General features: G+C 62.5%; 24 protein-coding genes and 1 tRNA gene. 4 read left to right on the forward strand and 21 right to left on the reverse strand.

Annotated elements, in window-relative coordinates; all coding sequences use genetic code 11:
* The first annotated feature begins 15 nt into the window (after nucleotides 1-15).
* Nucleotides 16-1,062, forward strand: a complete 1,047-nt coding sequence (locus M1D51_RS12705) for a methionine synthase (RefSeq protein ID WP_458106597.1) — start codon at nucleotides 16-18, stop codon at nucleotides 1,060-1,062.
* 2 nt (nucleotides 1,063-1,064) lie between these two features.
* Nucleotides 1,065-1,637, forward strand: a complete 573-nt coding sequence (locus M1D51_RS12710; protein WP_458106598.1) for a flavin reductase family protein — start codon at nucleotides 1,065-1,067, stop codon at nucleotides 1,635-1,637.
* A 962-nt stretch (nucleotides 1,638-2,599) separates the two neighbouring features.
* Here M1D51_RS12710 and M1D51_RS12715 read toward each other — a convergent pair.
* Nucleotides 2,600-2,681: transfer RNA gene (locus M1D51_RS12715), tRNA-Leu, on the reverse strand.
* 198 nt (nucleotides 2,682-2,879) lie between these two features.
* Between M1D51_RS12715 and M1D51_RS12720 the strand changes: the two genes are divergently transcribed.
* Entirely contained in the window at nucleotides 2,880-3,485 is a 606-nt protein-coding gene (locus M1D51_RS12720; protein WP_011774540.1) for an ANTAR domain-containing response regulator, read from the forward strand.
* Nucleotides 3,486-3,616: 131 nt separating this feature from the next.
* On the opposite strand, the gene pyk is transcribed toward M1D51_RS12720, so the two are convergent.
* The 11 genes from pyk to hisI all read right to left on the reverse strand — a co-directional run bounded on the left by pyk (nucleotide 3,617) and on the right by hisI (nucleotide 18,850).
* Nucleotides 3,617-5,110, reverse strand: coding sequence for a pyruvate kinase (pyk, locus tag M1D51_RS12725; protein WP_458106758.1), 1,494 nt, complete (start codon nucleotides 5,108-5,110; stop codon nucleotides 3,617-3,619).
* A 54-nt stretch (nucleotides 5,111-5,164) separates the two neighbouring features.
* The gene (locus tag M1D51_RS12730) at nucleotides 5,165-6,622 is read right to left on the reverse strand and encodes a glutamate synthase subunit beta (protein WP_172326424.1); all 1,458 of its coding nucleotides are present in this window, start codon (nucleotides 6,620-6,622) and stop codon (nucleotides 5,165-5,167) included.
* The gene (gene gltB / locus M1D51_RS12735) at nucleotides 6,615-11,228 is read right to left on the reverse strand and encodes a glutamate synthase large subunit (protein WP_458106759.1); all 4,614 of its coding nucleotides are present in this window, start codon (nucleotides 11,226-11,228) and stop codon (nucleotides 6,615-6,617) included. Before gltB ends, M1D51_RS12730 begins: the two co-directional genes overlap by 8 nt.
* A gap of 259 nt (nucleotides 11,229-11,487) precedes the next feature.
* Complete coding sequence (gene lgt, locus M1D51_RS12740) at nucleotides 11,488-12,642, reverse strand: prolipoprotein diacylglyceryl transferase (protein ID WP_458106760.1); 1,155 nt, start codon at nucleotides 12,640-12,642, stop codon at nucleotides 11,488-11,490.
* Nucleotides 12,643-12,662: 20 nt separating this feature from the next.
* Entirely contained in the window at nucleotides 12,663-13,475 is an 813-nt protein-coding gene (gene trpA, locus M1D51_RS12745; protein WP_458106761.1) for a tryptophan synthase subunit alpha, read from the reverse strand.
* The gene (trpB, locus tag M1D51_RS12750) at nucleotides 13,475-14,851 is read right to left on the reverse strand and encodes a tryptophan synthase subunit beta (RefSeq protein ID WP_458106762.1); all 1,377 of its coding nucleotides are present in this window, start codon (nucleotides 14,849-14,851) and stop codon (nucleotides 13,475-13,477) included. The genes trpA and trpB overlap by 1 nt, the downstream gene beginning before the upstream one ends.
* A gap of 114 nt (nucleotides 14,852-14,965) precedes the next feature.
* Nucleotides 14,966-15,784 carry an indole-3-glycerol phosphate synthase TrpC gene (gene trpC, locus M1D51_RS12755; RefSeq protein WP_172323877.1) on the reverse strand — a complete coding sequence of 273 codons (819 nt, stop codon included), beginning with the start codon at nucleotides 15,782-15,784 and terminating at the stop codon, nucleotides 14,966-14,968.
* A gap of 2 nt (nucleotides 15,785-15,786) precedes the next feature.
* Nucleotides 15,787-16,059, reverse strand: a complete 273-nt coding sequence (locus M1D51_RS12760; protein ID WP_159706651.1) for an HGxxPAAW family protein — start codon at nucleotides 16,057-16,059, stop codon at nucleotides 15,787-15,789.
* Nucleotides 16,060-16,190: 131 nt separating this feature from the next.
* Nucleotides 16,191-16,796: a Trp biosynthesis-associated membrane protein gene (locus M1D51_RS12765; protein ID WP_458106763.1), complete on the reverse strand. Its 606-nt coding sequence runs from the start codon at nucleotides 16,794-16,796 to the stop codon at nucleotides 16,191-16,193.
* Nucleotides 16,793-18,376: an anthranilate synthase component I gene (locus M1D51_RS12770; protein WP_458106764.1), complete on the reverse strand. Its 1,584-nt coding sequence runs from the start codon at nucleotides 18,374-18,376 to the stop codon at nucleotides 16,793-16,795. Before M1D51_RS12770 ends, M1D51_RS12765 begins: the two co-directional genes overlap by 4 nt.
* Before the next feature lie 57 nt (nucleotides 18,377-18,433).
* Entirely contained in the window at nucleotides 18,434-18,850 is a 417-nt protein-coding gene (gene hisI / locus M1D51_RS12775) for a phosphoribosyl-AMP cyclohydrolase (protein WP_458106765.1), read from the reverse strand.
* 89 nt (nucleotides 18,851-18,939) lie between these two features.
* Between hisI and M1D51_RS12780 the strand changes: the two genes are divergently transcribed.
* The gene (locus M1D51_RS12780; RefSeq protein WP_172323894.1) at nucleotides 18,940-19,584 is read left to right on the forward strand and encodes a TIGR03085 family metal-binding protein; all 645 of its coding nucleotides are present in this window, start codon (nucleotides 18,940-18,942) and stop codon (nucleotides 19,582-19,584) included.
* 72 nt (nucleotides 19,585-19,656) lie between these two features.
* Here the strand turns inward: M1D51_RS12780 and hisF are convergent, their stop codons facing one another.
* From hisF to pnuC, 9 genes are all read right to left on the reverse strand, one after another.
* Nucleotides 19,657-20,433 (reverse strand): imidazole glycerol phosphate synthase subunit HisF, encoded by a 777-nt coding sequence (gene hisF, locus M1D51_RS12785; protein WP_458106766.1) that lies wholly within the window; start codon nucleotides 20,431-20,433, stop codon nucleotides 19,657-19,659.
* 42 nt (nucleotides 20,434-20,475) lie between these two features.
* The gene (hisG, locus tag M1D51_RS12790) at nucleotides 20,476-21,336 is read right to left on the reverse strand and encodes an ATP phosphoribosyltransferase (protein ID WP_172323882.1); all 861 of its coding nucleotides are present in this window, start codon (nucleotides 21,334-21,336) and stop codon (nucleotides 20,476-20,478) included.
* A gap of 84 nt (nucleotides 21,337-21,420) precedes the next feature.
* On the reverse strand, nucleotides 21,421-21,684 hold the full coding sequence (locus M1D51_RS12795; RefSeq protein WP_024820576.1) for a phosphoribosyl-ATP diphosphatase: 264 nt from the start codon (nucleotides 21,682-21,684) through the stop codon (nucleotides 21,421-21,423).
* A 106-nt stretch (nucleotides 21,685-21,790) separates the two neighbouring features.
* Entirely contained in the window at nucleotides 21,791-22,276 is a 486-nt protein-coding gene (gene ribH, locus M1D51_RS12800; RefSeq protein WP_014921429.1) for a 6,7-dimethyl-8-ribityllumazine synthase, read from the reverse strand.
* 17 nt (nucleotides 22,277-22,293) lie between these two features.
* Nucleotides 22,294-22,995, reverse strand: coding sequence for a GTP cyclohydrolase II (gene ribA, locus M1D51_RS12805; protein ID WP_172323884.1), 702 nt, complete (start codon nucleotides 22,993-22,995; stop codon nucleotides 22,294-22,296).
* The gene (ribB, locus tag M1D51_RS12810; RefSeq protein WP_458106767.1) at nucleotides 22,992-23,687 is read right to left on the reverse strand and encodes a 3,4-dihydroxy-2-butanone-4-phosphate synthase; all 696 of its coding nucleotides are present in this window, start codon (nucleotides 23,685-23,687) and stop codon (nucleotides 22,992-22,994) included. The genes ribA and ribB overlap by 4 nt, the downstream gene beginning before the upstream one ends.
* Nucleotides 23,684-24,313 carry a riboflavin synthase gene (locus tag M1D51_RS12815; RefSeq protein WP_172323886.1) on the reverse strand — a complete coding sequence of 210 codons (630 nt, stop codon included), beginning with the start codon at nucleotides 24,311-24,313 and terminating at the stop codon, nucleotides 23,684-23,686. Before M1D51_RS12815 ends, ribB begins: the two co-directional genes overlap by 4 nt.
* A complete protein-coding gene (gene ribD, locus M1D51_RS12820; protein ID WP_216659893.1) occupies nucleotides 24,313-25,389 on the reverse strand; it encodes a bifunctional diaminohydroxyphosphoribosylaminopyrimidine deaminase/5-amino-6-(5-phosphoribosylamino)uracil reductase RibD in 1,077 nt (358 codons plus the stop codon). Before ribD ends, M1D51_RS12815 begins: the two co-directional genes overlap by 1 nt.
* A gap of 41 nt (nucleotides 25,390-25,430) precedes the next feature.
* Nucleotides 25,431-26,135, reverse strand: a complete 705-nt coding sequence (pnuC, locus tag M1D51_RS12825; RefSeq protein ID WP_458106768.1) for a nicotinamide riboside transporter PnuC — start codon at nucleotides 26,133-26,135, stop codon at nucleotides 25,431-25,433.
* Nucleotides 26,136-26,199 lie beyond the last annotated feature (64 nt).

A 26,199-nucleotide genomic window follows, 5' to 3' on the forward strand; every position in this document is an offset into this window, starting at 1 on the left:
GGAGAAACGTCAACCATGAACACACTTTTGCCCACCACCGTTGTTGGAAGCCTGCCCAAACCATCGTGGCTCGCCCAGCCGGAGACTCTCTGGTCCCCCTGGAAGCTGGAGGGAGATGCGCTGCTCGAGGCCAAGCAGGATGCGCTGCGCATCGCCATCCACGAGCAGAGCCGACGCGGCATCGACATCGTCAGCGACGGCGAGCAAACCCGCCAGCACTTCGTCACGACCTTCATCGAGCATCTCAGCGGGGTCGACTTTGAACAGCGCAAGACCGTGCGCATCCGCGACCGCTACGACGCGAGCGTACCGACCGTCGTCGGACCCGTGCGCCGCGAGCGGCCGGTATTCGTCGACGACGCGAAGTTCCTCCGTGCAACCACGGACCGGCCGATCAAATGGACGCTTCCCGGTCCCATGACCATGGTGGACACACTCTTCGATGACCACTACAAGAGCCGCGAGAAGCTGGCCTGGGAGTTCGCTGCGATCCTGAACCAGGAGGCGAAAGAACTGGAGGCGGCCGGCGTGGACATCATCCAGTTCGACGAGCCCGCGTTCAACGTCTTCCTCGATGAGGTCAAGGACTGGGGCGTCGCTGCACTTGAGAGAGCGGCAGAAGGACTGCGTGCGGAGACCGCCGTGCACATCTGCTACGGCTACGGGATCAAGGCGAACAACGACTGGAAGGCGACGCTCGGCTCACAGTGGCGGCAGTACGAAGAAACGTTCCCGCTGCTTCAGAGCTCCAGCATCGACATCATCTCGCTGGAATCCCAGAACTCCCACGTGCCCATGGACCTCATCGAGCTCCTCCGCGGCAAGAAAGTCATGCTCGGGGCAATCGACGTCGCAAGCGAGACCATCGAGACCCCGGAGGAAGTCGCCGACACTCTCCGCAAGGCCCTGCAGTTCGTCGATGCGGACAAGCTCATCGCCAGCTCCAACTGCGGCATGGCACCGTTCCCCCGGGACGTCGCACTGGCCAAGCTCAGTGCCCTCAGCGCAGGGACGGACATCGTTCGCGAGGAACTCGCCCGCTCCACCCCCAAGGTGTCCTAGCGATGTTTCACGCCTACCCCCCAGACACCTGGTTGGGGGCTCCGGAGCAAAGCTTCCCGTCCTCCCTCTCGGCCGACGAATTCAAGGCACTGTTCCGTGGCCACCCAGGCGGTGTCGCAGTCATCACGGCCGACGCCGGCGAAGGACCGGTGGCACTGACGGTATCGTCCGTGGTGTCAGTAAGTGCGGAACCTCCGCTGCTGATTTTCTCGGTCTCGGCACTGTCCTCAGCGTCGACGGTGCTTTCGCGCGCCGAAACCGTCGTCGTGCACCTGCTGGACGCGCACGACGTCGACTTGGCGAAGTTCGGCGCGACCCCCGGCGCCGACCGCTTCAACCAGACGCACCGCTGGTCGGCCCTGGCAACCGGCGAAGCGGTGTATGACGACGTCCGCGCCTGGGTGCGCTGCGCCGTCATCAACCGCATGGAGGTAGGGACCTCCACCATCATCGCCGTTCACGCCCTGGAGTCCCGCGTGATACGTGACATCGAAGCGGGCGAACCCGGCGACGCCCTGGTCTACCACAACCGTTCCTGGCACCGCCTGGGCGAGCACTCCAAGCTCGACGGCTAAGCGCCACGCCAACAACGCGAGGCACCAAGCAGAACAGCGCACGACGGCGGGAGGCAAGCTCCCGCCGTCGTCCTCGTTAACATCTGAGCGCCGCGGACACCGAAACGAACCGCTAGGCGCGCTCCTGCGTGAGGTCATGAACGGCTCCGACGTGCACATCGACGCGTTGACCACTTATGGAAGAGGACCGGAGGCCCACACCCTAGAAATGAGATCGAGCCTAAGAACTGCCCTAGCGCTTTCGACAAACCCCAAACTATATATACGGGTGCTTATCGGCAGACTGGCCGCTTCTACGTGCTCAGCCTACTTTCGCGTGAATTGCAATGCTCGGGAAGCACCACTGAGGGCGGTCATCTGCGTCGGGCCGGCGTCCCACTTGATTTCGCAGTGCGCTTCGATGACATGGCCAGGACCCATTTGATGGCACCCGGGCCGATCGTGGCCGCCGAATTCTCACCTCGGAATCACCCTGCACATGTAGGGCGCTTCCAGATCCGCGTCATGTCGCTACTGCCACTCACACGCATGAGTAGATGAAGGCCCAAGGAGGGAAGAGCCAATGGCCGCAAGCAGCCGCGATAAAGAAGATTTAAGTGTGGACAATGTCCACACCCCCTTTGGCCTGACAAAGCAGCCGCCCGGCAAGTCTCCCTACGCCAGGAACGAGCCGAAACCTGGATCTATGACCACGAACCTAGAAGTCATGTTGCGCTCAGTCCCCCTCCCCATGAAGAGGTGTAGGCCAACCCCGACCTACCCGACGAACCAAGAAAGGAACCCATAACCCCAGTTCAGAGCAAGCGGAGGGTCCACCAGCCGCGACCCTGAACCCGCTCCCCTATAACTTCACAGGCGACCCGCGGCGCCAGACACACCCCGCGGCCCTTGGCAGAGGGACCTGACCACCCAGAATGTACACACGTTAAAGCAAAAACCCCCTCTGACGAGGGGGAATGCCGTGCCCGAGGTGGGACTCGAACCCACACACCTTTCGATACTGCATTTTGAGTGCAGCGCGTCTGCCAATTCCGCCACTCGGGCGCGGATTACCGGGAAGTTAAATCTCGCTGACTGCTCTCATTTCTGTGAGCAACGCGATCCTTTCCCAGCACGCGAAACTACTCTACATGCAGATAGGCTGATTCAAAGAACCGGGCGCGCTGATGCAACAAAAACCAGCCATCAGAGAGTCCACACTAAGATGGACATGAACCCGCCGAACCTTTTCAAGGAGATCCCGTGACCGAACAGACGGAGTCCACGTCCACAGCCCAGCCGGCCCGACGCGTTGTCGTCGCCGAGGATGAAACCCTCATCCGCCTGGACATTATCGAGATTCTGAAGGGCGAGGGGTACGACGTCGTCGGCGAGGCAGACAACGGCGAGAAGGCCGTGCAGCTGGCCGAGGAACTGAAGCCTGACCTTGTCCTCATGGATGTGAAGATGCCCGTCATGGACGGCATCTCGGCGGCTGAGAAGATCGTCAAGGCACGTATTGCCCCTGTTGTCCTTCTGACTGCTTTCAGCCAGAAGGAACTGGTGGAGCGTGCACGCGACGCCGGCGCCATGGCGTACGTCGTGAAGCCGTTCTCCCCCGCCGACCTGATCCCGGCCATCGAGATCGCTCTTTCCCGCCACGAGGAGATCAAGGCGCTTGAGAACGAGGTTTCCGACCTCCAGGAGCAGTTCGCCACGCGCAAGCTCGTAGAGCGCGCCAAGAGCCTCCTGACCACCAAGATGGGCCTGACGGAGCCGGAAGCTTTCCGCTGGATCCAGAAGACCTCAATGGACCGCCGCCTCAGCATGCGCGAGGTTGCCGAGACCATCATCAACCAGGTCAACTAACAAGCAACACTCGACGGCGGCCGCTCACCTCACGCGAGGTGGGCGGCCGCCGTCGTGCTACCAACAGAAACCAACAAAACAAAAATGCGGGCCCCGCCATAAGGCGGGGCCCGCATTCACCAACCGAAGGACTAGGCCTTGGTCTTGGACTTCTTTTCCGGCCACGGGCCAACAGGTTCCTTGCGCGAACCGTCGTCCACCTTGGAGGTGTCAGCGAGGTCGCCCACCTTGTGGACCTTCAGCGAGTTCGTGGAACCGGCCTGCCCTGGAGGGGAACCGGCAGCGATGACCACGAGGTCGCCTTCGTCCACCAGATCCATTTGGAGCAGGCTCTTGTCAACCTGTGCGGTCATCTCGTCGGTGTGGCCCACGGAGGGAACCAGAACCGGCTGGATGCCCCAGGTGAGCGCCAACTGGTTCCAGACGTGCTCAACAGGCGTGAACGCGAAGACCGGCTTGACCGGGCGCAGGCGTGAGAGGCGACGGGCTGAGTCACCGGACTGGGTGAAAGTACAGATGTACTTGGCATCCAGCTGGTCGGCGATTTCGACGGCGGCACGGGTGATCGCGCCACCGCGGGTCTTGGGCTTGGTGCCCAGCGGGGGGACGCGCTCGAGGCCGTGGACTTCGGTGGACTCGATGATCCGGGCCATGACCTTGACGGTTTCGATGGGGTACTGGCCCACGGAGGTTTCGCCGGAGAGCATGACTGCGTCGGCGCCATCGAGAACTGCGTTGGCGCAGTCAGAAGCCTCGGCGCGCGTCGGACGCGGGTTGTCGATCATGGACTCGAGGACCTGGGTGGCCACGATGACCGGCTTGGCCCAGCGGCGCGCCAGTTCAATGGCGCGCTTCTGGACGATCGGCACCTCTTCGAGCGGCAGTTCGACGCCGAGGTCGCCACGGGCAACCATGATGGCGTCGAAGGCGTCGATGATCTCGTGGAGCTGCTCCACTGCCTGCGGCTTTTCGATCTTGGCGATCACCGGCACGCGGCGGCCTTCTTCGTCCATGATCTCGTGGACGCGCTTGATGTCTGAGGCATCACGCACGAACGAGAGGGCGATCAGGTCGGCGCCGCGCTTGAGCGCCCAACGGAGATCGTCCTCGTCCTTTTCGCTCAAGGCGGGGACGTTGACGGCTACGCCTGGCAGGTTGATGCCCTTGTTGTTGGAGACCTTGCCGCCAACGGTCACGGTGGCTACAACCTTGACGTCGTCAACCTCGATGGCGCGCATGGCCACCTTGCCGTCGTCGATCAACAGGGCATCGCCTACGTTGACATCTTCGGTGAGGCTTTTGAGCGTGGTGGAGCAGATGTCCTTGGTGCCGGGGACGTCTTCGGTGGTGATGGTGAAGGTGTCGCCGACGGCCAGCTCGTGGGGTCCGTCAACAAAACGGCCAAGACGGATCTTGGGTCCCTGCAGGTCAGCCATGATCGCAACAGGCTTGCCCAGCTGCGCCGCAGCCTTGCGGACGTTCTCGTAGGTGATGTCATGCACGGAGTAGTCGCCGTGGCTCATGTTCATGCGGGCAACGTCAACGCCGGCCTCCAGCACCGCGAGGGTGTTGTCGAAGCTGGAGATAGCCGGGCCGAAAGTTGCCACAATTTTTGCGCGTCTCATATACCTACCCTAAGTAGTTCATGCTGATTGAGTAAAAGGTTGTTCCTGCCGGCGCTATAAGACCGCTATCGCCCGGTCGGTGGGGGCGACCGGTGCCGGGAGAATGGTGCTTCCCATCAGGAACTTGTCCACTGCGGCCGCGCACGCACGGCCTTCCGCAATGGCCCACACAATCAGTGACTGGCCACGTCCGGCATCGCCGGCAACAAACACGCCCTCGGTGTTTGTCATGTAGTAGCCGTCGCGGGCAACGTTGCCCCGACTGTCGAACTCTGCGCTGACCTGCTCCGTGATTCCTGCCGGCTCAGCGCCGGTAAAGCCAAGGCTCAGGAAGACAAGGTCAGCTGGGATGATCCGTTCTGTACCGGCCTTGGGCAGGCGTTTGCCGTCCACGAACTCGGTTTCAGCAACTTTAACTCCGGTGAGTTTGCCGTTTTCGCCAACGAACTCAACGGTTGATGCAAGGTAGGTACGCTCGCCGCCTTCTTCGTGGGCGCTGGCGACCTCGAACAGGGTGGGGAACGTCGGCCACGGCTGGTGGGTGGCACGTTCTGCGGGCGGCTGCTTGCCGATCGCGAGCGTGGTCACCGATGCTGCCTGGTGGCGGTGGGCGGTGCCGATGCAGTCAGCACCGGTATCGCCACCACCGAGGATGACAACGTGCTTGCCACGGGCATCAATGTGGTTCTCAGGGTTCTCCCCCGCTACCTTGCGGTTCGAAGGAACCAGGTAATCCATGGCGAAATGGACACCCTCAAGGTCTCGGCCCGGGATGGGCAAATCACGCGGAACGGTAGCGCCGGTGGCTACTACGACGGCGTCGTAACGGCGTCGCAGCTGCTCCCACGTCACGTCCGTACCTACAGCGACGCCGGTCCGGAAGCGGGTGCCTTCGGCCTTCATCTGCTCCAGGCGGCGGTCAACCTGTTCCTTCTCCATTTTGAAGTCGGGGATGCCGTAGCGGAGCAGGCCGCCGATCTTGTCGTCACGCTCATACACGGCAACGGTGTGGCCCACGCGGGTCAACTGCTGTGCCACGGCCAGGCCGGCGGGACCGGATCCCACCACAGCTACCGTCTTGCCGGTGAGGCGCGTCGGCGGAAGGGGCTGGACCCAGTCGTTATCAAACGCCTGATCAATGATCGAGACCTCAACCTGCTTGATGGTCACAGCAGGCTGGTTGATCCCCAGCACGCAGGACGCTTCGCAGGGTGCAGGGCACAGACGGCCGGTGAACTCCGGGAAGTTGTTCGTGGCGTGAAGACGCTCAATAGCTTCTTCACCCTTGTCCCGCCACACGAGGTCGTTCCACTCGGGAATGAGGTTACCCAACGGGCAGCCTTGGTGGCAGAACGGAACGCCGCAGTCCATGCAGCGGCCGGCCTGGCTCTTCAAGACGCCCTTTTCCTGGGCTTCGTACACTTCTTTCCAGTCCATGATGCGGACGGGAACGGGACGGCGTGGCTGCGTCTCGCGCTGCCGGACTTTCAGAAATCCGCGTGGATCAGCCACCGGTTACCTCCAGGATTCGAGACCATACTTCTTCGCCATCGGGGTCAAGGCCCTCTTCGATGGCGTCGAGACGGGTTTGCAGGACTGCGGCGTAATCGCGAGGCAGTACTTTGGTGATGCGGGCGGCGGTGTCGTCGAAGTTCTCGAGCAGACGGCCGGCCAGGACGGATTCGGTTTCCTCGACGTGCTTGGTCAGCAGGCCGTGGACGATGTCGCGGTCCTCGGCGTCGAGCTCCAGGAGCTGGAGTTCGCCGGTGTCGAGGGCCATCTTGTTGACGCGTTCAGGCTGCAGGTCCAGTACATAGGCGGTTCCACCAGACATGCCGGCTCCGAAGTTACGGCCGGTGCGTCCGATGATCAGCGTCTGGCCACCGGTCATGTACTCGCAACCGTGATCACCAATGCCTTCGACGACGGCGGTCGCGCCGGAGTTGCGGACAAGGAAGCGTTCGCCCACCTGGCCACGAAGGAACATTTCACCGCTGGTGGCACCGTAACCGATGACGTTGCCGGCAATGACGTTGCGCTCAGCCTGGAACACGTTGGTGCGGTCCGGGCGGACAATGATGCGTCCACCGGAGAGGCCCTTGCCAACGTAGTCGTTGGAATCACCGAACATCCGCAGCGTGATGCCCGCGGGCAGGAACGCTCCGAGCGACTGTCCTGCGGTGCCATTGAGGGTGACGTCGATGGTGTCGGTGGCCAGGACATCGATGCCGAAGGTCTTGGTCACCACGTGGCCCAGCATCGTACCCACGGAACGGTCCGTGTTGATGACGTCCAAGGTGATCTTGACGGGCATGCGGTCGCTGAGCGCTTCCTGCGCCATGGTGATCAGGCGCTGGTCGAAGTGCTTGTCCAGCTCGTGGTTCTGGCCGGTCATGTTGCGCAGCGGCACGTCGTCGTCGAACTCCAGCCCGTGCAGGATGGGGTCCAGGTCCAGCCCTTCGGCCTTCCAGTGGTTGATCGCTTCGCGGGTATCCAGGACCTCGGCGTGGCCGATTGCCTCTTCCAGGCTGCGGAAACCGAGCTCGGCAAGGATCTCGCGGACTTCTTCAGCGAGGAACTCGAAGAAGTTGACCACGAACTCGGGCTTGCCATTGAACCGTGAACGGAGTTCGGGGTTCTGCGTGGCAACACCAACAGGGCAGGTATCCAGGTGGCAGACGCGCATCATGATGCAGCCGGACACCACCAAGGGAGCAGTTGCGAAACCGTACTCCTCGCCACCCAGCAGGGCAGCAATGACGACGTCGCGGCCGGTCTTGAGCTGACCATCAACCTGCACCACCACACGGTCGCGGAGGCCGTTGAGCATCAGGGTCTGCTGCGTCTCGGCAAGGCCGAGTTCCCACGGCACACCCGCGTGCTTGAGCGAGTTCAGCGGCGAGGCGCCGGTACCGCCGTCGTGACCTGAAACAAGCACGACGTCGGCCTTCGCCTTGGTGACGCCGGAGGCCACCGTGCCGATCCCGACTTCCGAAACCAGCTTCACGTGGACCCGGGCCGAAGGGTTGGCGCGCTTGGCATCGTAGATGAGCTGCGCGAGGTCTTCGATCGAGTAGATATCGTGGTGCGGCGGCGGGGAAATGAGTCCGACACCAGGGGTGGAGTGCCGCGTCCGGGCCACCCAGGGGTAGACCTTCTGCGCCATCAGCTGGCCACCTTCACCAGGCTTGGCACCCTGTGCCATCTTGATCTGGATGTCATCGGCGTTGGTCAAGTACAGGCTGGTGACACCGAAGCGGCCCGAAGCGATCTGCTTGATGGCAGAGCGCCGCTCCGGATCCAGCAACCTGTCAACATCCTCGCCGCCTTCACCGGTGTTGGACTTGGCGCCCAACCGGTTCATGGCAATGGCGAGCGTTTCGTGCGCTTCCTTGGAGATGGAGCCATAGCTCATGGCGCCGGTGGAGAAACGCTTGACGATGCTTGAGACCGGCTCCACTTCCTCCAGCGGGACCGCCGGGCGGACGCCGTCCTTGAACTTGAGGAGCCCGCGCAGGGTCATCAGGTTCTCGGACTGGTCGTCAATGCCCTTGGTGTAGGACTTGAAGATGTCGTACCGGCGTTCGCGGGTAGCGTGCTGCAGGCGGAAAACCGTCTCGGGGTTGAAGAGGTGCGGTTCACCGTCGCGGCGCCACTGGTACTCGCCGCCGCCCAGCAACGGCTGGTGCGGGTGTTCGATGCCGCCTTCGGGGTACGCCATCTGATGGCGTGCCGAAACTTCGGCAGCAATCACGTCCAGGCCCACGCCACCGAGCTGGGAGTGCGTGCCGGAGAAGAATTCGTCCACGAGTTCCTGGGACAAGCCCAGGGCTTCGAAGGTCTGGGCGCCGGTGTAGGAAGCCACCGTGGAGATGCCCATCTTGGACATGATTTTCAGGACGCCCTTGCCGAGGCCCTTGATGAGGTTGTAAACGCCGTCTTCTGCAGTGACGCCGGTGACGTCGCCGTTGGAGATCAGCTGTTCCACCGATTCCATGGCCAGGTACGGGTTGACGGCAGATGCGCCGTAACCGATAAGTACTGCCACGTGGTGCGTCTCGCGGACGTCGCCGGCCTCAACCACCAAGGCGGTCTTGGTGCGGTTGGCACTGCGGAGCAGGTGGTGGTGGACTGCACTGACCAGCAGGAGTGAAGGAATGGGAGCCCACTGCGCGTTCGAGTCACGGTCGGACAGCACAACATACTGCACGCCACGGTTGATCGCACCGGAGACCTGCTCGCAGATCTCGGTCAGGCGGGCACGCAGGGCAGCTTCCCCACCCTCGGGGCGGTATAGGCCACGGACCTTCATGGCGATGCGGTCGCCGTCGGGCGTTTCGATGTTGGCGATCTTGGCGAGTTGATCGTTGTTGATCACCGGGAACGGCAGGGAGATCTGCGGCTGGCGGACCTGCTTGCCGTCCAGGAGGTTGCCGTTGGGGCCGATGGCGCACTTCAGGGAGGTCACCAGCTCTTCGCGGATGGCATCCAGCGGCGGGTTGGTGACCTGGGCGAAGGACTGCACAAAGTAGTCGAACAGAAGGCGCGGACGCTTGGAGAGGACAGCGACGGGAGTGTCCGAGCCCATGGCACCCAGGGGCTCGGCACCTGTGCGGGACATCGGTCCCAGCAGGATCTTCAGTTCTTCGGTGGTGTAGCCGAAAGTCCGCTGGCGGATATTCACCGATGCTGCGGTGTGAACCACGTGCTCACGCTCGGGGAGCTCGTTGATATCGATCAGGTTGTCCTTGAGCCACTCGGCCCAGGGGTTGGCGGCAGCGACCTCGGCCTTGACCTCGGCGTCGTCGATGATGCGGCCGGCCTCGGTGTCCACCAGGAACATCTTGCCCGGGGCAACGCGGCCCTTCTTGACCACGTTGGAGGGCTCAACCTCGATCACGCCAACTTCGGAGGCGAAGATGATGAGGCCGTCTTCGGTGATCCAGTAACGTCCCGGTCGCAGGCCGTTACGGTCCAGGGTGGCGCCAACCAGGTTGCCGTCCGTGAAGGAAACAGCGGCCGGACCATCCCACGGCTCCATGAGCAGGGAGTGGTACTCGTAGAACGCACGCCGGGCGGGATCCATGGTGGCGTGGTTCTCCCACGCCTCCGGGATCATCATCATGATGGAGTGCGTGATGGGGCGGCCGGACAACCAGAGGAGCTCGGCAACTTCGTCGAAGGAAGCCGAGTCCGAGGCACCGGGGGTGCAGATCGGGTACAGCTCTTCGGGAACCGAGCCCAGGAGCGGGCTGGCCAGCTGCGACTGACGGGCACGCATCCAGTTGCGGTTGCCCTTGACCGTGTTGATCTCGCCATTGTGGGCAATGGTGCGGAAAGGCTGCGCCAAGGGCCAAGACGGGAAGGTGTTGGTGGAGAAGCGCGAGTGGACGATAGCCAGCTTGGTCTTGAAGCGCTTGTCCGAGAGATCCGGGTAGAACGGCTCCAGCTGGGCGGTGGTGAGCATGCCCTTGTACACAATGGTTCGTGAGGACAGCGACGGGAAGTACACGCCAAACTTATTCTGGGCGCGCTTGCGGATCCGCCAGGCACGGGAGTCCAGCTCGTTGTTCTCAAGCTGCTCACCGGTGGCAGAGGCAAAGAACGGCTGCGAGAAGTACGGCATACATGCCCGTGCCATGGCACCCACGAGGTCAGCGACCACGGGAACCTCGCGCCAGCCAAGGACCGTCAGGCCTTCGTCGGCTGCAAGGGCTTCAATACCTGCCTTGGCGGTCCCGGCTTCGCGGGACTCAGCAGGAAGGAAGGCAGTACCCACCACGTACTGGCCGGGAGCCGGCAGTTCGAATTCTGTGACGGCCCTGAAGAACTCGTCCGGAACCTGCATGAGCAGGCCCGCACCGTCGCCAGTACCTTCGTCGGCGCCCACGGCGCCGCGGTGTTCGAGATTGCGGAGGGCGGTCAGAGCCGCTTCCACGATGTCGTATCCCGGTTCCCCGCGGAGCGTGGCAATAATAGCCAGGCCGCAGGCGTCCTTCTCCTTATCAGGGTTGTAAAGACCCTGGGCCTCCGGGAGCGCGGCAAAGCGCTTGAACGGAGACATGGCACCCTGAGGTTCGATATTTTCGGACCAACCGGGGTTATGAAGATGGGTCATGGGAGACGTCCTTCCTCGAGATCGTGCGTATGGAAGGGACAACGTTGGCCCCACCTTGCCTGCCCTGTGACGGGCATAACAAAGCGCTAGTAATTGGAATTGTAGGCCAGCCGATCCAGCGCAACGAACAGTTACGCAGACCTCTGGCCCCGGCTTGACCAGTGAACATCGGTATGCTGCGATCCGGTTTCCGGGGTGCCACAACGCTGTGGACTGGGCCCTACGAGCGGTGACTCTGTTGCCCCTTTACCGAACGCGACTACTTGGTGTCGTCTGCCTTCGGCGTGGATCCGGGGGCCTTCCTTGCGGCAGGTGTGGCAGGTGTGGAATCCATGGCGGACGTGGTGTCCTTTTCCGGCTTCCCTGCTGTTACCTGCGGCTCGTCAACGTGGCCCGAATCGCTTTGGTTATCTGGGAGATTACCACGCAAACCAGTATCTGAGACAGATGCGTCCACATCATGACTGGTGACGCTCGTCACCGAAGCGGGCTCTTTTTCCTTCGTCTCTTCCGGCTCATGCCCCGGCAAATAAGGAGTATCGGGAACCGGGCGTCCCTTCCGGCCCAGGAGGAAGAAGATGGCCAGCGCCGCTATGAAGACGAAGATGCTGGTCCACACATTGAGCCTGGTGGTGATTCCAAACAGGCTTATCTGTTCGGCGTCATCGATGCGAAGGGCTTCAATCCACACACGGCCCAGAGTGTAGTACACGGCGTAAAGCCAGAAGAGCCGTCCCCATCGGAAGTTAAACTTCTTGTCCAGCAACAACAGAATGGCTACGCCCGCAAGGTTCCACAGCATCTCGTAGAGGAACGTGGGGTGGAACAGCGTATCCGCTGCCATGTCCGGCGGGAAGTTCGCGTTGGCGGGGTCAATTTCAAGTCCCCAAGGAAGGGTGGTGGGCGCGCCGAAAAGTTCCTGGTTGAACCAGTTCCCCAAGCGGCCGATTGCCTGGGCCAGCAGGAGCCCGGGGGCTGCTGCATCCAGGAAGGCCGTCAGCTTCACACCGGCGCGGCGGCAACCGATCCACGCGCCCACTGCGCCGAGGATGACGGCGCCCCAGATGCCCAGCCCGCCCCTCTGTATCTGGGGAATCAGGGAGAGATCGCCGGTGCCGTCAAAGCCCGGACCGAAGTAGGCGTCGGGCGATGAGAACACATGGTAAAGACGTCCGCCGATGATGCCGAAGGGTATCGCCCAGATGGCAATATCCCACAGGCTGCCTTCGGGTGCGCCGCGGCGCTTCCACCGTGCCGATGTCAGCCACAGGCCAACGATGATGCCCGCCAGAATGCAGAGGGCGTATGCGTGGATACGCAGCGTCCCCCACGGTAGCGGAATGTCGAAACCGGACCACGATGGGCTCGGGATACTCATGGGGACCATTGCCGCTGCGTGGAGGACGGTCTGCATTCGCTTCGCTGTTTCCTTTTCTAGGCTTCTGCAGCTGCGCGGCCAAGGCCGGCGCTGAGGTTCTTGGTGAGCTGCCCGACGGCGTCTACGCCGCCATCGCGGAGGGCCGCCACCAGGGCGGTGCCGACGATCACGCCGTCTGCATAGGCGGCAATCTCGCGGACGTGGTCCGGGTTGGACACACCCAAACCGACGCACACGCGCTCGGCTCCGGCAGCATGGGCCCGAGCCACCACGTCTTCAGCAGTACTGCTGACAGAGGTGCGGGTTCCGGTGACGCCCATGATCGAGACAGCGTAGACGAATCCGCGGCTCGCCTTGACGGTCATGTCGAGTCGCTCCGGGGTGGATGAGGGCGCTACAAGGAACACCCGATCCAAGCCGTACTTATCCGAGGCCTCGAACCACTCATGGGCCTCGTCGGGGACCAAATCGGGGGTAATGAGTCCTGCTCCCCCGGCTTCGGCCAGGCGACGGGAGAATTCCTCCACGCCCATGCGCATGACCGGGTTCCAGTACGTCATGACCAGGACTGCCGCATCAGTGGCGGCAGTAATTCCGGCGACAACGTCGAAAACGTTGGTTACACGGAATCCGTTGGTGATCGCTTCGGTAGTGGCGGCCTGGATGACCGGGCCGTCCATCACGGGATCGGAGTATGGGATACCGATTTCGATCAGGTCGGCGCCGTTGCGGGCCAGGGCAATGCCGGCCTCGATGCTCTCCTGCACAGTGGGGTAGCCCGCGGGGAGGTAGCCCACCAAGGCTGCGCGGCCTTCGGACGCGGCGCGATCAATGGCGGCAGCGGATTTGCTGGCGAATTCTTCAGTCATCAGTTCTGGTCCTCATCGACATCCACGGCTGCTTCGGAAGTGCGCTCAGTGGGTCCCTTGGGCTTTCGTGTGGACAAAGTGGTGCCCTTGACGTGCCCTTCCTCATCGAGCATGTTGAACCAGGCCGCGGCAGTCTCCACGTCCTTGTCTCCACGGCCGGAGAGGTTGACGATCACCGTGACGTCGGAAGGGTTGTCCTTGCCCTCAGTCAGGCGATGGCCGATCTTGATGGCACCGGCCAATGCATGCGAGGACTCGATGGCGGGAATGATGCCCTCGGTCCGGCAGAGGAGGCTGAAGGCGTCCATCGCTTCGGTATCCGTGACGGCCTCGTAGGAGACGCGCCCGATGTCTGCCAGGTAAGAGTGCTCGGGACCCACACTGGGGTAGTCCAGACCAGCGGAGATGGAGTGGGATTCAATGGTCTGGCCGTCTTCGTCCTGCATGAGGTAGGACCGTGCGCCGTGCAGCACGCCGGGCCGCCCCAAGGAGATGGCAGCAGCGTGGCGGCCGGTTTCGACACCTTCGCCACCGGCTTCAAAGCCGTAGATCTTCACGGAGGCGTCATCAAGGAAAGCGTGGAACAGGCCGATGGCGTTGGAGCCACCACCGATACATGCAGCGATGGCGTCGGGGAGTTTGCCCGTCTGCTCCAGGATCTGGCTGCGGGCTTCTTCGCCGATGACCTCGTGGAAGTAGCGGACCATGGCAGGGAACGGGTGGGCTCCGGCTGCCGTGCCCAGGAGGTAGTGGGTGTGCTCAACATTGGAGACCCAATCCCGAAGGGCATCATTGATGGCGTCCTTGAGGGTCTGGGAGCCGTTGGTCACGGGAACCACTGTTGCACCGAGCAACTGCATGCGGGCCACGTTCAAGGCCTGGCGCCGGCAATCCTCGGCACCCATGTAGACCACGCACTCCAGGCCGAGCAGAGCCGCGGCCGTTGCGCTGGCAACACCGTGCTGCCCTGCACCCGTTTCGGCAATCACCCGGGTTTTGCCCATGCGCTTGGCGAGGAGGGCCTGGCCCAAAACGTTGTTGATCTTGTGGGATCCTGTGTGGTTCAGGTCTTCGCGCTTGAGGAAGATGCGTGCTCCGCCGGCGTGCTCGGAGAAGCGCTTGGCTTCGGTGAGCAAAGAGGGCCTGCCGGAGTAGTTCTTGTTGAGATCCTTCAGCTGCGCGATGAAATCAGGATCAGCCTTGGCCTTCTCAAACGTGTCCTGGACTTCGTCGAGGGCGGCGATCAGGGACTCGGGCATCCAACGTCCGCCGTAGTTCCCGAAGTAGGGCCCGGAGGCGTTGCGCAGCGAAGGGCCACCTTGCAGGAATGCGTCGGCCGCATTCTCTTCTGAGCCGGCTGTTGGCGCGTCGACCATCAGTCTCACCGTCCTGTTCCAGTTAGTTCATTGGGTAGTTCCACGTGCCACAAGGCAGCCGCAGGCTTCTGCCCGGGCTGCCTTGCAACTATTCGCCGTGATTCAGGGACTGCCTCAGTTCCTGACGGCGATGGCGGCAGCTCCAGCTGCCTTGAATTCAGTGATGCGTTCGCGGGGCGTGGAGTCGCTGACCAGCGCCTCCCCAACCAAAATGGCATTGGCGCCACCGGCGGCATAGTGGGATACGTCCTCGGGACCCCTGACGCCGGACTCGGCAACGATTACAGACTCAGCCGGAATTAATCCGGCCAGGGACCCGAAAACCGAGCGGTCGACGTCGAGCGTCTTGAGGTTGCGTACGTTGATGCCAATGATCCTGGCGTTGGCGGCAACTGCCCGCTCGATTTCCTCTTCGGTGTGTGTTTCCACCAACACGTTCATGCCCAGCTCATGGCTTAGGGAGCTGAACTCCGCAAGCTCAGCGTCGGACAACGCCGCGACAATGAGCAGGATGAGGTCGGCTCCGTGGGCACGGGCTTCCCAGATCTGGTACTCGTCCACCGTGAAATCCTTGCGCAGCAAGGGGACGTCGACGGCGGCACGAACGGCATCGAGGTCGGCCAGCGAGCCGCCAAACCGGCGTTGCTCGGTCAGGACACTGATGACCGAAGCTCCGCCGTCGGCGTACTGGACTGCAAGCGAAGCGGGATCGGCAATCGGTGCCAGATCACCCTTCGAAGGGCTGCGGCGTTTGATCTCTGCGATGACTTTGAGGTCGTTGCGGACCGATGACGGGCCACCCAAAGCAGCCCAAGCATCCCGGACAGGAGGAGCAGCTGCGGCGCGATCCTTCAACTCCGCGAGGGACACAAGACGGCTGCGTGACTCCATCTCCTCCTTGACGCCAACAATGATGTCATCAAGAACGGTCACGATTAGTGGCCGTTGTTCTGCAGCTTGCTGCCACCAACTCCGTAGCCCGCCTTGCGCATGACGCCGCCCACGATGAGGCCGATGACCATGACAACCAGTCCGCCGACGAAGATCGGGGTGCTGGCGATGACGAACGCGATGGAGGAAATCAGTGCACCGACCAGCATCACAAGTACGCAGGTCCATGCAGCCGGGCTGTTTCCGTGGCCAATGGCGTCAGCGTGGCTGGCCATGGTGGATTCGGCTTGGTTTGCGGACACTGTGGTTTTGCTCATGTGAAATCTCCTCAGGATGAATACTGCTTACATTCTGCCATTTATTGGCGACGTCCGGGACATCGTGCGACGTCAGCACAGGCGCGTTCGCTTTTGTTGCGTGACACACCTGCCGCACGCCCCGCGCCTGCCTACGTGGGGTCCTCGCCGCGCGACAGGCTGTCCCAGCTGTCAATCTCGTCTACGGGTTCGTTGGTGCTTTTCCGCCCTCGAGCACCCACATCGTATTTGGTCCGGGACGTCCAATGGCGGCCGGCCAACGGCAAAGCGACAGCGCAAACGGCCAGGAGGGCGCCCGCTACGATGGCCACCACAGGGAATGCCGTGGCGGCAGCGTCAGCCTGGCCGCCGGAGACGCCTGTCGCAGCTGCAATGGCGCCTTGGGCTGCACCCAGCGGGTCCAGCAGGACGGTCATTGCAGCAAGGATGATTCCGGCCGCTGACAGAACAACAAGGATGGCGATGATCCAGCGCGCAATTTTTCCTGCGATGGACGCGGCAAGTCCGCCGGCCAGGGCGACGACCGCCAGCGCCGTCACCGCAGTTGCAGCCTTGCTCCCTTGGACGTGAAGATCGCTGTTGGATGCTCCCGTGGGATCCAACTGCACCTCGATCCAGGTCTGCGTGGTGGCACCGAAGACTGCCAGGGCAAGGATGGTGGTGGCAAGGACCAGGGTGGATTTCCGCGCCCAGCGCGGCGGCTGCCTGACCGGAGAAGTTGAAGATGCCGTGCTCATGAGGCGGAAGTCCCGTCGTCGAGGACTTCTGTGTTTCCTGCCGCTTCAGCGGAGATGTTCTGCAGGGAGCCCGCAGTGTGGACCGCACGCAGGGGCGCTGCGGCCTTGTTTACCGTCTCCAAGGCTTCAGAAGGCTTGTGGGAATCGGCGACGATTCCACCCCCGGCCTGAACATAGGCGCGGCCCTCGCGGAGCAGCGCTGAGCGGATGGCAATAGCCATGTCCATGTCCCCGGCGAAGTCGAGGTAGCCCACCACGCCACCGTAGATGCCGCGTCGATGGGGTTCGAGTTCGTCGAGGAGGCGCAGCGCGCGTGGCTTCGGAGCCCCGGACAGGGTGCCCGCCGGGAAAGTGGCTTTAAGGACGTCATAGGCCTTCGCATCCGGGGCCAACTCCCCCACCACAGTGGAGACCAGGTGCATGATGTGGCTGAACCGCTCCACTTCCATGAACTGGGTGACGTCCACCGTACCGGCAACGCAAACCTTGGAGAGGTCGTTGCGCGAGAGGTCCACCAGCATCAGGTGCTCAGCGCGCTCTTTCTGGTCGGCCAGCAGTTCCGTCGCCAAGGCTTTATCGGCCTCAACGGTCTTTCCGCGGGGGCGTGAACCGGCGATCGGATGGGTGATGACTTCCTCGCCGGTCACCGTGACCAACGCCTCCGGTGACGAGCCCACGATCGAGTACTCGCGGCCGTCTGCGTCCTCCAGGCTGAACAGGTACATGTAGGGGCTGGGGTTGGTGTTGCGCAGGACGCGGTAGACATCAAGGGGATCGGCGGCGCACTCCATCTCGAAGCGGCGGGAGATCACCACCTGGAAAACTTCCCCGTCAACAATGGCTTCCTTGCCGCGGTCTATCGCTTCCAGATACCTGGCCTCATCCCAGCGTTCCTGCACGCTGGAAGCAAAGTCCAGGGCCGCAGTTTCCAGCACTGAAACCGGCTGGGAAACAGGAGTGCTGATCTGCTCCAGCAGTGCCTGCACGCGGGCAACGGCATCGTGCCACGCGTCATCCACGCGCTCGGAGCTGTCATCAAAGTTGATGGCGTTGGCGATCAGGAGGACAGTACCGTCCATGTTGTCGTGAACAGCCATGTCAGTGACCAGGTTCAGCGCCATCTCAGGAAGCTGCAGGTCGTCCTCGGGCGGGGACGTCAGCCGCTCCCAGTGACGGACGGCTTCCCAGCCGAGAAAACCCACCAACCCGGAGGTGAACGGCGGCAATCCTTCGAAGCGGTCCGTCTGCAGCGCGGCAATGGTGTCCCGCACAGCTTCGACGGGGTTACCGGAGACAGGAACACCAACGGGCGGCTCACCGATCCAGTGGGCCTGGCCATCTTTGGTGGTGAGGGTAGCGCGGGACTTCGACCCAATGAAGGAATAACGCGACCATGCGCCGCCGACCGCCGCGGATTCGAGGAGGAATGTTCCGGGCTGCCCCTTGGCCAGTTTCCGGTACAGGCCAATGGGGGTCTCGGCGTCTGCCAAGACCTTAAGGCGAACAGGAATGACACGGCTGTGGACGGCGAGTTCGCGGAACTCTTCCAGGCCCGGGCTGATGATTCCAAGGTCCTGCATGGCTATTTTCTCCGCCTTTTGTCTGAGGTGGTGCGTCAGTGGAAAGTAGTGGGTGCCTTAGTCGCGGTGGCCCGTTACGACTGTGAAGTCGCGACCATCAAAACAGGTCCGGGTTCCGGTGTGGCAGGCAGCGCCGATCTGGTCCACACGGATCAGGAGGGCATCGCCGTCGCAGTCAAGGGCGACAGACTTCACGAACTGTACGTGTCCGGAGGTGTCGCCCTTGCGCCAGTATTCCTGGCGCGAGCGTGAATAGAACGTCACGCGACCCGTGGTCATGGTGCGGTGGAGAGCTTCGTCATCCATCCAGCCAAGCATGAGGACCTCATTGGTATCGTGCTGCTGAACAATCGCGGCAACGAGCCCCGACGCATCACGTTTGAGGGCGCCGGCGATTTCCTGCGGCAAAGGACTCCCGGGGTCGCTGGAAAGCTCCGTGGCAGGAGTTGGACTGGGGGCGGACTGCTCTGACATCAGATCAAGTCTAGTGCCTTTGGCCGGAGCCGGATTCTGCGGCGGTTCCACTGCGCAAGAGCGCTCCGATCGTGCTAGTTTCACAAGTGATGCATTTCGTCGATCCTTCCCGAGAAGTCCTAGCCGAAACCCTGCTGGCGGCCGGACCTGACTCCCCCACGCTCTGCGAAGGGTGGCAGACGCGGGATCTTGCTGCGCATTTATATCTGCGCGAACGGAAAATCGCGGTGGGCCTCGGCCTGCTCATTCCAAGCCTCGGCAAAGCCTCCGAAAAAGCCACGTCCAAACTGGCAGCCAAGCTCAAGAGCCCGGATGCTTATGCCGATCTCATCAAGACTTTCCGGGCCGGCCCTCCGGCCCTCTCCCCCTTGAAGATCAAAGCCTTGGATGAGACGTCCAACCTCATTGAATACTTTGTTCACACCGAGGACATCCGCCGCGCCGGCGACCGTTGGGCCCCCCGCGCCCTCGATGAAGCCTATTCGGATGCACTCTGGGACGACCTCATCAAGCGGGCCGCGTTCCTGTACCGCGGCGTGGACCTCGGCATCGTCCTGGTTCGTCCTACCGGTCCGCGGCATGTAGCCAAGCGAGCCCCCGTGTCGGTCGCCATTGTGGGAGAACCCGGGGAACTTCTCATGCATGCGCACGGACGCACCAGCCAGGCCCTGGTGACCTTCGAAGGCCAACCGGACGCCGTCGCGCTGTTGCAGTCGGCCGACATCGGCCTCTAACTATTCATTGGGTTTAACGAAACAATGGAGAGTCACTTTCACAGTGACTCTCCATTGCTGTTAATCCTGAAGCTAGCGGACTTCGAAACCAGCGTCCCGAATCGCCGTTTTGACTTGGGCGATCATGTCATCCGGCCCGAAGTGGAACACTGAGGCCGCCAGTACGGCATCGGCCCCGGCTTCCACGGCAGGCGGGAAGTGCGCAGGCACTCCTGCCCCACCCGAGGCAATAATCGGGATGTTCACCGCAGCGCGGACCAAGCGGATCAGTTCGAGGTCGAAGCCATCTTTGGTGCCGTCGGCATCAATCGAGTTGAGCAGGATTTCCCCCACGCCCCGGTCCGCCGCTTCCTTGGCCCAGGCGATGGCGTCGATTCCGGTTCCGGTGCGGCCACCATGGGTGGTGACTTCAAAACCGGACGACGTCGGGACGTTACCTTCACGGGTACGGCGCGCATCCACCGAGAGGACCAGCACCTGGGATCCGAAGTGGCGGGTAATTTCGTCGATGACCTCGGGCCGCGCAACAGCCGCGGTGTTGATGGACGCCTTATCCGCACCAAAGCGGAGGAGTTTATCCACCTCGGCGACGCCACGGACGCCGCCGCCCACGGTCAGGGGAATGAAGACTTCCTCTGCCGTGCGGCGGACTACGTCAAAGGTGGTTTCGCGGTTGCCCGACGATGCCGTGACGTCGAGGAACGTCAATTCGTCCGCCCCGCCATTGTCATAGCGGTGCGCGAGTTCCACGGGATCGCCGGCGTCGCGGAGACCTTCAAAGTTGACGCCCTTGACGACGCGGCCTGCGTCAACATCAAGGCAGGGTATGACGCGGACGGCTACAGCCATGTGCTGCTCCTCAATTGTGCTGGGCCTGCTGTGTGAGGCGGGTCAGATGCGGCAGGCGTGGATGCTGCTGACCAGGATGGCGCGGGCGCCGAGGTCGTAGAGTTCATCCATGATGCGGTTGGTTTCCTTCTTGGGAACCATGGACCGCACGGCAACCCACTCGGAATCGCGCAGCGGGGACACCGTGGGCGACTCAAGGCCGGGTGTAAGTGCAGCGGCGTCTTCGACCAGATCCTTGCGGATGTCGTAATCCATCAGCACATACTGACGAGCCACGAGGACACCTTGCAGACGGCGGATGAGGATGTCGATTTCTTTGGCAGTACCGTTGGCAGCGCCACCGGAACCGGAGCGACGGATCAGCACGGCCTCGGACTTCAGGATGGGATCACCGAAGATTTCCATCCCGGCGGCCTTGAGGGTGTTGCCCGTCTCCACGACATCCGCGATCGCGTCCGCCACACCCAAGCGCACCGAGGATTCCACGGCGCCGTCCAGGCGGACCACCGTGGCATTTACGCCGCGCTCAGAAAGGTAGTCGCGCAGGAGGCCGTCGTAACTGGTGGCAAGGCGCTTGCCTTCCAACTGCTCGACGCCGGCGAAGTCGCCCACCGGACCGGCAAAACGGAAAGTTGACGGAGCAAAGCCAAGGGGAAGTATTTCCTCGGCTTCGACCTTCGCGTCCAGCAGGAGGTCCCGGCCGGTGATACCGACATCCAGGGTCCCCTGGCCAACATAGACAGCAATGTCCCGGGGACGGAGGAAGAAGAATTCAATGTCATTATCGGGATCGACCATGACCAGTTCGCGGGAATCGCGGCGCTGACGGTAACCGGCCTCGGACAACATTGCCGAGGCGGCTTCGGACAGGGATCCCTTGTTGGGGACTGCTACACGGAGCATTGGGAGACTTTCTTTTTGGAATGGAGGTTTTCAGGCACCTTGGCCACGCAGGGGGCTCCGCAACAGGCAAGCGGAGTGGCGTGGCTAGAGATGCTTGTAAACGTCTTCCAGGGTGAGGCCCTTGGCGAGCATGAGGACCTGCAGGTGGTACAGCAACTGGGAGATTTCCTCAGCGGCGGCTTCGTCCGATTCGTATTCCGCGGCCATCCAAACTTCAGCGGCCTCTTCGACCACCTTCTTGCCGATGCCGTGGATTCCAGAGTCCAGTTCGGCAACCGTGCGCGAACCTGCCGGGCGGGTCGCTGCTTTCTCACTCAGTTCTGCGAACAGCGTCTCGAAATTCTTCACGCCCTCCAGACTACTTGCTCCGGGGCGACTACCGCTTGTTGGGGCCTTGCATGACGAAGGGGATGTGAGTGACAACACACCCACATCCCCTCCGCGGCAAGAACTTCTAGCTGAACTGCTTCAATGTCACAGCGGTGGCCAGAGCAGCAGTCACCGCTTCGTGGCCCTTGTCCTCCTTGGACCCGGGAAGGCCCGCACGATCGATGCCCTGCTGCTCCGTGTCACAGGTGAGGACGCCGAAGCCTACCGGCACGCCGGTGCGGACACTGACATCGGTAAGTCCCGATGTCGCAGCCTGGCAAACGTAGTCGAAGTGCGGCGTTCCGCCGCGGATCACCACGCCAAGGGCTACGACGGCGTCGAAGTGCGGCGCGAGCCTGGCCGCGGCAACCGGAAGTTCGAAGCTGCCCGGAACCCGCAGCAGGGTGGGTTCGGCAATGCCGGCTTCCTTGGCTGCGCGAAGGGCGCCGTCAACAAGTCCGTCCATGATCTGCGTGTGCCAGCTTGCCGCCACAATGGCCAGCTTCAGCTGCGAGGTTTCCTCGGGGTTGAGGGTAGTGAGGTCAATAGTGGGTGCGCCGTGGCCGCTCATATTTGCGATGAATCCGTTCAGTCTTGGTTGTTGTCAAAGGGGGATGCCGGTGTCTTGCCGTTGCTGACGGGCTCGACTTCGAGTGCCAGCCGGTGGTCCATCCGGTCTTTCTTGGTCTGCAGGTAGCGCAGGTTCTGTTCGCGGGAAGGAACCTCTGTGGGAACCATTTCCACTACTGTTACGCCGGCTTGGGCAAGGCGGTTTTGCTTGTCCGGGTTGTTGCTGAGCAACCTGACCTCGTGCAGCCCCATCTCAGCCAGGATCTGACCAGCCGCAGTGTAGGAACGGGCATCCACGGGCAGGCCGAGCTGTTCGTTGGCCTCCACCGTGTCAAAACCGGCCTCCTGCAGGGCGTAGGCCTTGATCTTGTTGGCCAGCCCGATGCCACGGCCCTCTTGCCCACGCAAGTACAGCAGAGTTCCGCCCTCTGCATGGATGAGCTCCAAGGCGAATGCCAACTGCTCTCCGCAGTCGCAGCGGTAGGAACCGAACACATCACCTGTCAGGCACTCGGAATGCAACCGGACCAGCGGCGCGCGGCCACCTTTGGGCGGGTTCGGGGAACTCACGGCAAGGTGTTCGTGGCCGGTCTCAAGGTCAGTCCACGCTTGTGCCACGAAATCGCCAAAGGCAGTAGGTAATTGCACAATCGGCCCACCACTGACGGGGTGCGGCCCGGGGCCGGCGTGGTCACTGCTGCGTGTGGTCGATGCGGTCATCGCTTCTCCTCGTCCTCCTGTGAAACATGTGCCGTCTGGGACTCTACCGCTTCAACATATGACACCAGATCCTCGATGGAGATGAGGGGGCACCCATGTTCAGCGGCAAACTCGCGCAGGCTGTCCAGCCGCATCATTTCACCGTCGTCATGTACCAACTCTGCGATCACACCCACCGGAGCCAGCCCGGCAAGACGACACAGGTCCACGGCAGCTTCCGTGTGACCCGGACGTTCACGCACTCCCCCGTTAACTGCCCGCAACGGGAAAATATGCCCGGGACGGGTGATCGACGCCGGAGTGCTGGACGGATCTGCCAATATCCGCGCCGTCAAGGCGCGGTCCGTGGCAGAAATTCCGGTGCTGACGCCGATCGCTGCGTCGCAGGAAACGGTGTAGGCCGTTCCTTTGGCATCCTCGTTGATTTCCACCATGGGCGGCAGGACCAGGGCGTCTGCCCGCTCGCCGTCCAGGGGAACACAGATGACGCCGGATGAATACCGGATGGTCCAGCCCATGAGGGCCGGTGTGGCGTGTTCGGCGGCGAAGATGATGTCGCCTTCATTCTCGCGGTCTTCGTTATCCACCACGATCACAGCCTGGCCCGCGGCCATCGCCGCGATGGCCGCTTCGACAGGATCCAGCCCGGTGCGACGCGTAGCTGCAGGACTTGTCTTGGCGGGGGCGCTCATCGTGCACCGCCCTGACCCGGTGCGAAGGACAAAAGGCGCTCGGTGTACTTGGCCAGCACATCCACTTCGAGGTTGACGCGGCCACCAACAGGCTTGGCGCCCAGCCCGGTTTCCTCCAACGTCGTGGGGATCAATCCCACTTCAAACCACGGCGCCGCTTCGGCCGCGTCACTGACAGCCGTCACCGTCAGTGAGACACCGTCGACGGCGATCGAACCTTTCTCGGCAATGTAGCGTGCCAGCGGGGCCGGCACGCCGAACCGCAATCGATCCCAGTTGCCCAAGGGTTCGCGCTCCAGCAGCTCACCTACGCCGTCTACATGGCCCTGCACCACATGGCCGTCCAGGCGTCCACCCGCCGGAACACAGCGTTCAAGGTTCACCGTGTCTCCTGGCTCCAGCCCTCCGATGGTGGTCCGAACGAGGGTTTCGCCCATGACATCGACGCTGAAGTCCTGGCCTTCAATCTGCGTAGCGGTCAGGCATACGCCGTTGACGGCGATGGAACCGCCCAAGGGCAAGCCCTCGGCGGTAGTTGGCGCTTTCAGCCTCAATGTTGCGCTGGTATCGCCATCGTGCTCAATCCCCAGCACAGTGCCCTGTTCAGCTACGATTCCGGTAAACATCAGTGTCCTCCTGTGACGTGTTCCGCAGCTTCAGCCTGCGGGACCAAATTCTTTATATTGCTCGCGGCACCACGCGGTGACCGCAGGTGCAGCCGAAGATCGTTGCCCAGGATCCGTACAGCGCCGCCGCCGGCTTCATCCCAGGACCATTGCTGGGCATCGGCCAGAGTGGTGATGCCGAGGTCGTTCAGTGCCGGAGTGCCGGATCCAAGGAGCGTTGGGGCCAAGTAGACAATGAGCTCATCCACCAGGTCTGCTGCGAGGAACGTGCTCAGAATCGAGGACCCACCTTCCACCATGAGGTGCCGGACACCCTGATCGAACAGCATGCCCAAGGCCTCTGCAGGATCCCGGGTGGGAAGGTGGACAAAACGCCCGTCCGTTCCCCGAACTGCGGCATCTTCCGGGACTTCCCGCAGCCCCATGACGGCACGAATCGGCTGGTGCGCCGAGAGGCCGCCGTCCGGGGTTCGGGCCGTTAGCCGCGGGTTGTCGATCAGCACTGTTCCCGTACCCACCAGGATCGCGTCTATAAGTCCCCTCAGCCCGTGGTTATCCGCCAGGGACTCCGGACAGGAGATCCACTGGCTGGTGCCGTCCACGGCAGCAATTCTGCTGTCCAGCGTCTGGGCGATATGCAAGGTGACGAACGGGCGCTTGGCTGCAACGGCGTCGAACCAGTCACGGTTCAGGTCCAGCGCCTTCAGGCCTTCCAGCCCTGAGCGGACCTGAACACCGGCGGCTGTAAGCGTCCGCGCGCCGCCTGCGGCGGGATCATGGGGGTCATCGACGGCGTAGATCACCTTCGCGATTCCGGCGGCAATGATCGCCTGGGCGCAAGGTCCGGTACGACCCACGTGGTTGCAGGGCTCCAAGGTGACCACCATGGTGGTTCCCGCGGTATCGACGCCTTTCTCGCGTGCCTGGAAAATTGCGTCCGCCTCGGCGTGGGACGTCCCGGCACCCCGGTGATAGCCGGTTGCCAGCTGCTCACCCTCGGGGCTCAGGATTACTGCTCCGACCAGTGGATTCGCTCCGCGGGGACCTGCCAGGGCAGCGGCGAGTGCGGCGTCCATGGCAGCCCGCTCTGCGGCGGTATAAATCGTATTTGCACTGTTCACTGGGCAGCACCCGCTGATACGGCGACGGCGGCCGGGCTGGCGTTGTGGTCAGCCCTTTCACGCTTTTCAGCCCGCCACCACACAAAGAACCCTGTGAGGGTGAAGAAGCCGTAGAACAGGTACATGACCGCGCTGGCGTAGTAGCCGGCACTGAACAAGAGCGGAACGCCCACAATGTCCACTGCCACCCAGATCAGCCAGAACTCGGTCCATCCCCGCGCCATGCCATAGGTTGCCAACAGGGATCCCATGAAGGTCCAGGCATCAGCCCACACCGGCGGGTAGGAACCAAGGGCATCAAACAGAGGCGTCAGCGCCGCCGTGCCCGCAACCATGGCAGCAATCAGGGCGATACGGACTTTATTGCTGGCCCACCCCGGGACAATGGCGCGCCCCTGGCTGCTTGATTCCTGGCCGTGCTTCCATCGGTACCACCCATAAACGGCGACCGCTATGAACATGATCTGACGTGCAGCCTGACCCCACAAAGTAGCGGGTGCTGCTGCGCCGAAGACGTTACCCAGGAAGACCGTGAGTAGAAGAATATTGCCGAGAATGCCAATCGGCCAAGCCCAGACTTTGCGGCGCATACCGCCGAGGGCGCTGAGTAGCCCAAAGATGTTTCCAAGCACTTCGCGTAAGACAAGAGCAGATCCTCCAACGGGGATCTGTGCTTCGAAGAGCCATCGCAGTATGTCCATGCCGTTCCTTCCCAGTAAGCCGCGATGACTCCGGGGGTGTACGACAGCGCAATGCCGGGCGTCG

It is taken from the genome of Arthrobacter sp. R3-55, assembly GCF_054161505.1.

What these genes read in the sequence shown, in the direction of transcription:
- M1D51_RS12705 (WP_458106597.1), top strand. Translation starts at nt 16, where the DNA reads ATGAACACACTTTTGCCCACCACCGTTGTTGGAAGCCTGCCCAAACCA.
- M1D51_RS12710 (WP_458106598.1), top strand. Translation starts at nt 1,065, where the DNA reads ATGTTTCACGCCTACCCCCCAGACACCTGGTTGGGGGCTCCGGAGCAA.
- pyk (WP_458106758.1), bottom strand. Translation starts at nt 5,110, where the DNA reads ATGAGACGCGCAAAAATTGTGGCAACTTTCGGCCCGGCTATCTCCAGC.
- gltB (WP_458106759.1), bottom strand. Translation starts at nt 11,228, where the DNA reads ATGACCCATCTTCATAACCCCGGTTGGTCCGAAAATATCGAACCTCAG.
- lgt (WP_458106760.1), bottom strand. Translation starts at nt 12,642, where the DNA reads ATGCAGACCGTCCTCCACGCAGCGGCAATGGTCCCCATGAGTATCCCG.
- trpA (WP_458106761.1), bottom strand. Translation starts at nt 13,475, where the DNA reads ATGACTGAAGAATTCGCCAGCAAATCCGCTGCCGCCATTGATCGCGCC.
- trpB (WP_458106762.1), bottom strand. Translation starts at nt 14,851, where the DNA reads ATGGTCGACGCGCCAACAGCCGGCTCAGAAGAGAATGCGGCCGACGCA.
- M1D51_RS12760 (WP_159706651.1), bottom strand. Translation starts at nt 16,059, where the DNA reads ATGAGCAAAACCACAGTGTCCGCAAACCAAGCCGAATCCACCATGGCC.
- M1D51_RS12765 (WP_458106763.1), bottom strand. Translation starts at nt 16,796, where the DNA reads ATGAGCACGGCATCTTCAACTTCTCCGGTCAGGCAGCCGCCGCGCTGG.
- M1D51_RS12770 (WP_458106764.1), bottom strand. Translation starts at nt 18,376, where the DNA reads ATGCAGGACCTTGGAATCATCAGCCCGGGCCTGGAAGAGTTCCGCGAA.
- hisI (WP_458106765.1), bottom strand. Translation starts at nt 18,850, where the DNA reads ATGTCAGAGCAGTCCGCCCCCAGTCCAACTCCTGCCACGGAGCTTTCC.
- M1D51_RS12780 (WP_172323894.1), top strand. Translation starts at nt 18,940, where the DNA reads ATGCATTTCGTCGATCCTTCCCGAGAAGTCCTAGCCGAAACCCTGCTG.
- hisF (WP_458106766.1), bottom strand. Translation starts at nt 20,433, where the DNA reads ATGGCTGTAGCCGTCCGCGTCATACCCTGCCTTGATGTTGACGCAGGC.
- hisG (WP_172323882.1), bottom strand. Translation starts at nt 21,336, where the DNA reads ATGCTCCGTGTAGCAGTCCCCAACAAGGGATCCCTGTCCGAAGCCGCC.
- ribH (WP_014921429.1), bottom strand. Translation starts at nt 22,276, where the DNA reads ATGAGCGGCCACGGCGCACCCACTATTGACCTCACTACCCTCAACCCC.
- ribA (WP_172323884.1), bottom strand. Translation starts at nt 22,995, where the DNA reads ATGACCGCATCGACCACACGCAGCAGTGACCACGCCGGCCCCGGGCCG.
- ribB (WP_458106767.1), bottom strand. Translation starts at nt 23,687, where the DNA reads ATGAGCGCCCCCGCCAAGACAAGTCCTGCAGCTACGCGTCGCACCGGG.
- M1D51_RS12815 (WP_172323886.1), bottom strand. Translation starts at nt 24,313, where the DNA reads ATGTTTACCGGAATCGTAGCTGAACAGGGCACTGTGCTGGGGATTGAG.
- ribD (WP_216659893.1), bottom strand. Translation starts at nt 25,389, where the DNA reads ATGGACGCCGCACTCGCCGCTGCCCTGGCAGGTCCCCGCGGAGCGAAT.
- pnuC (WP_458106768.1), bottom strand. Translation starts at nt 26,135, where the DNA reads ATGGACATACTGCGATGGCTCTTCGAAGCACAGATCCCCGTTGGAGGA.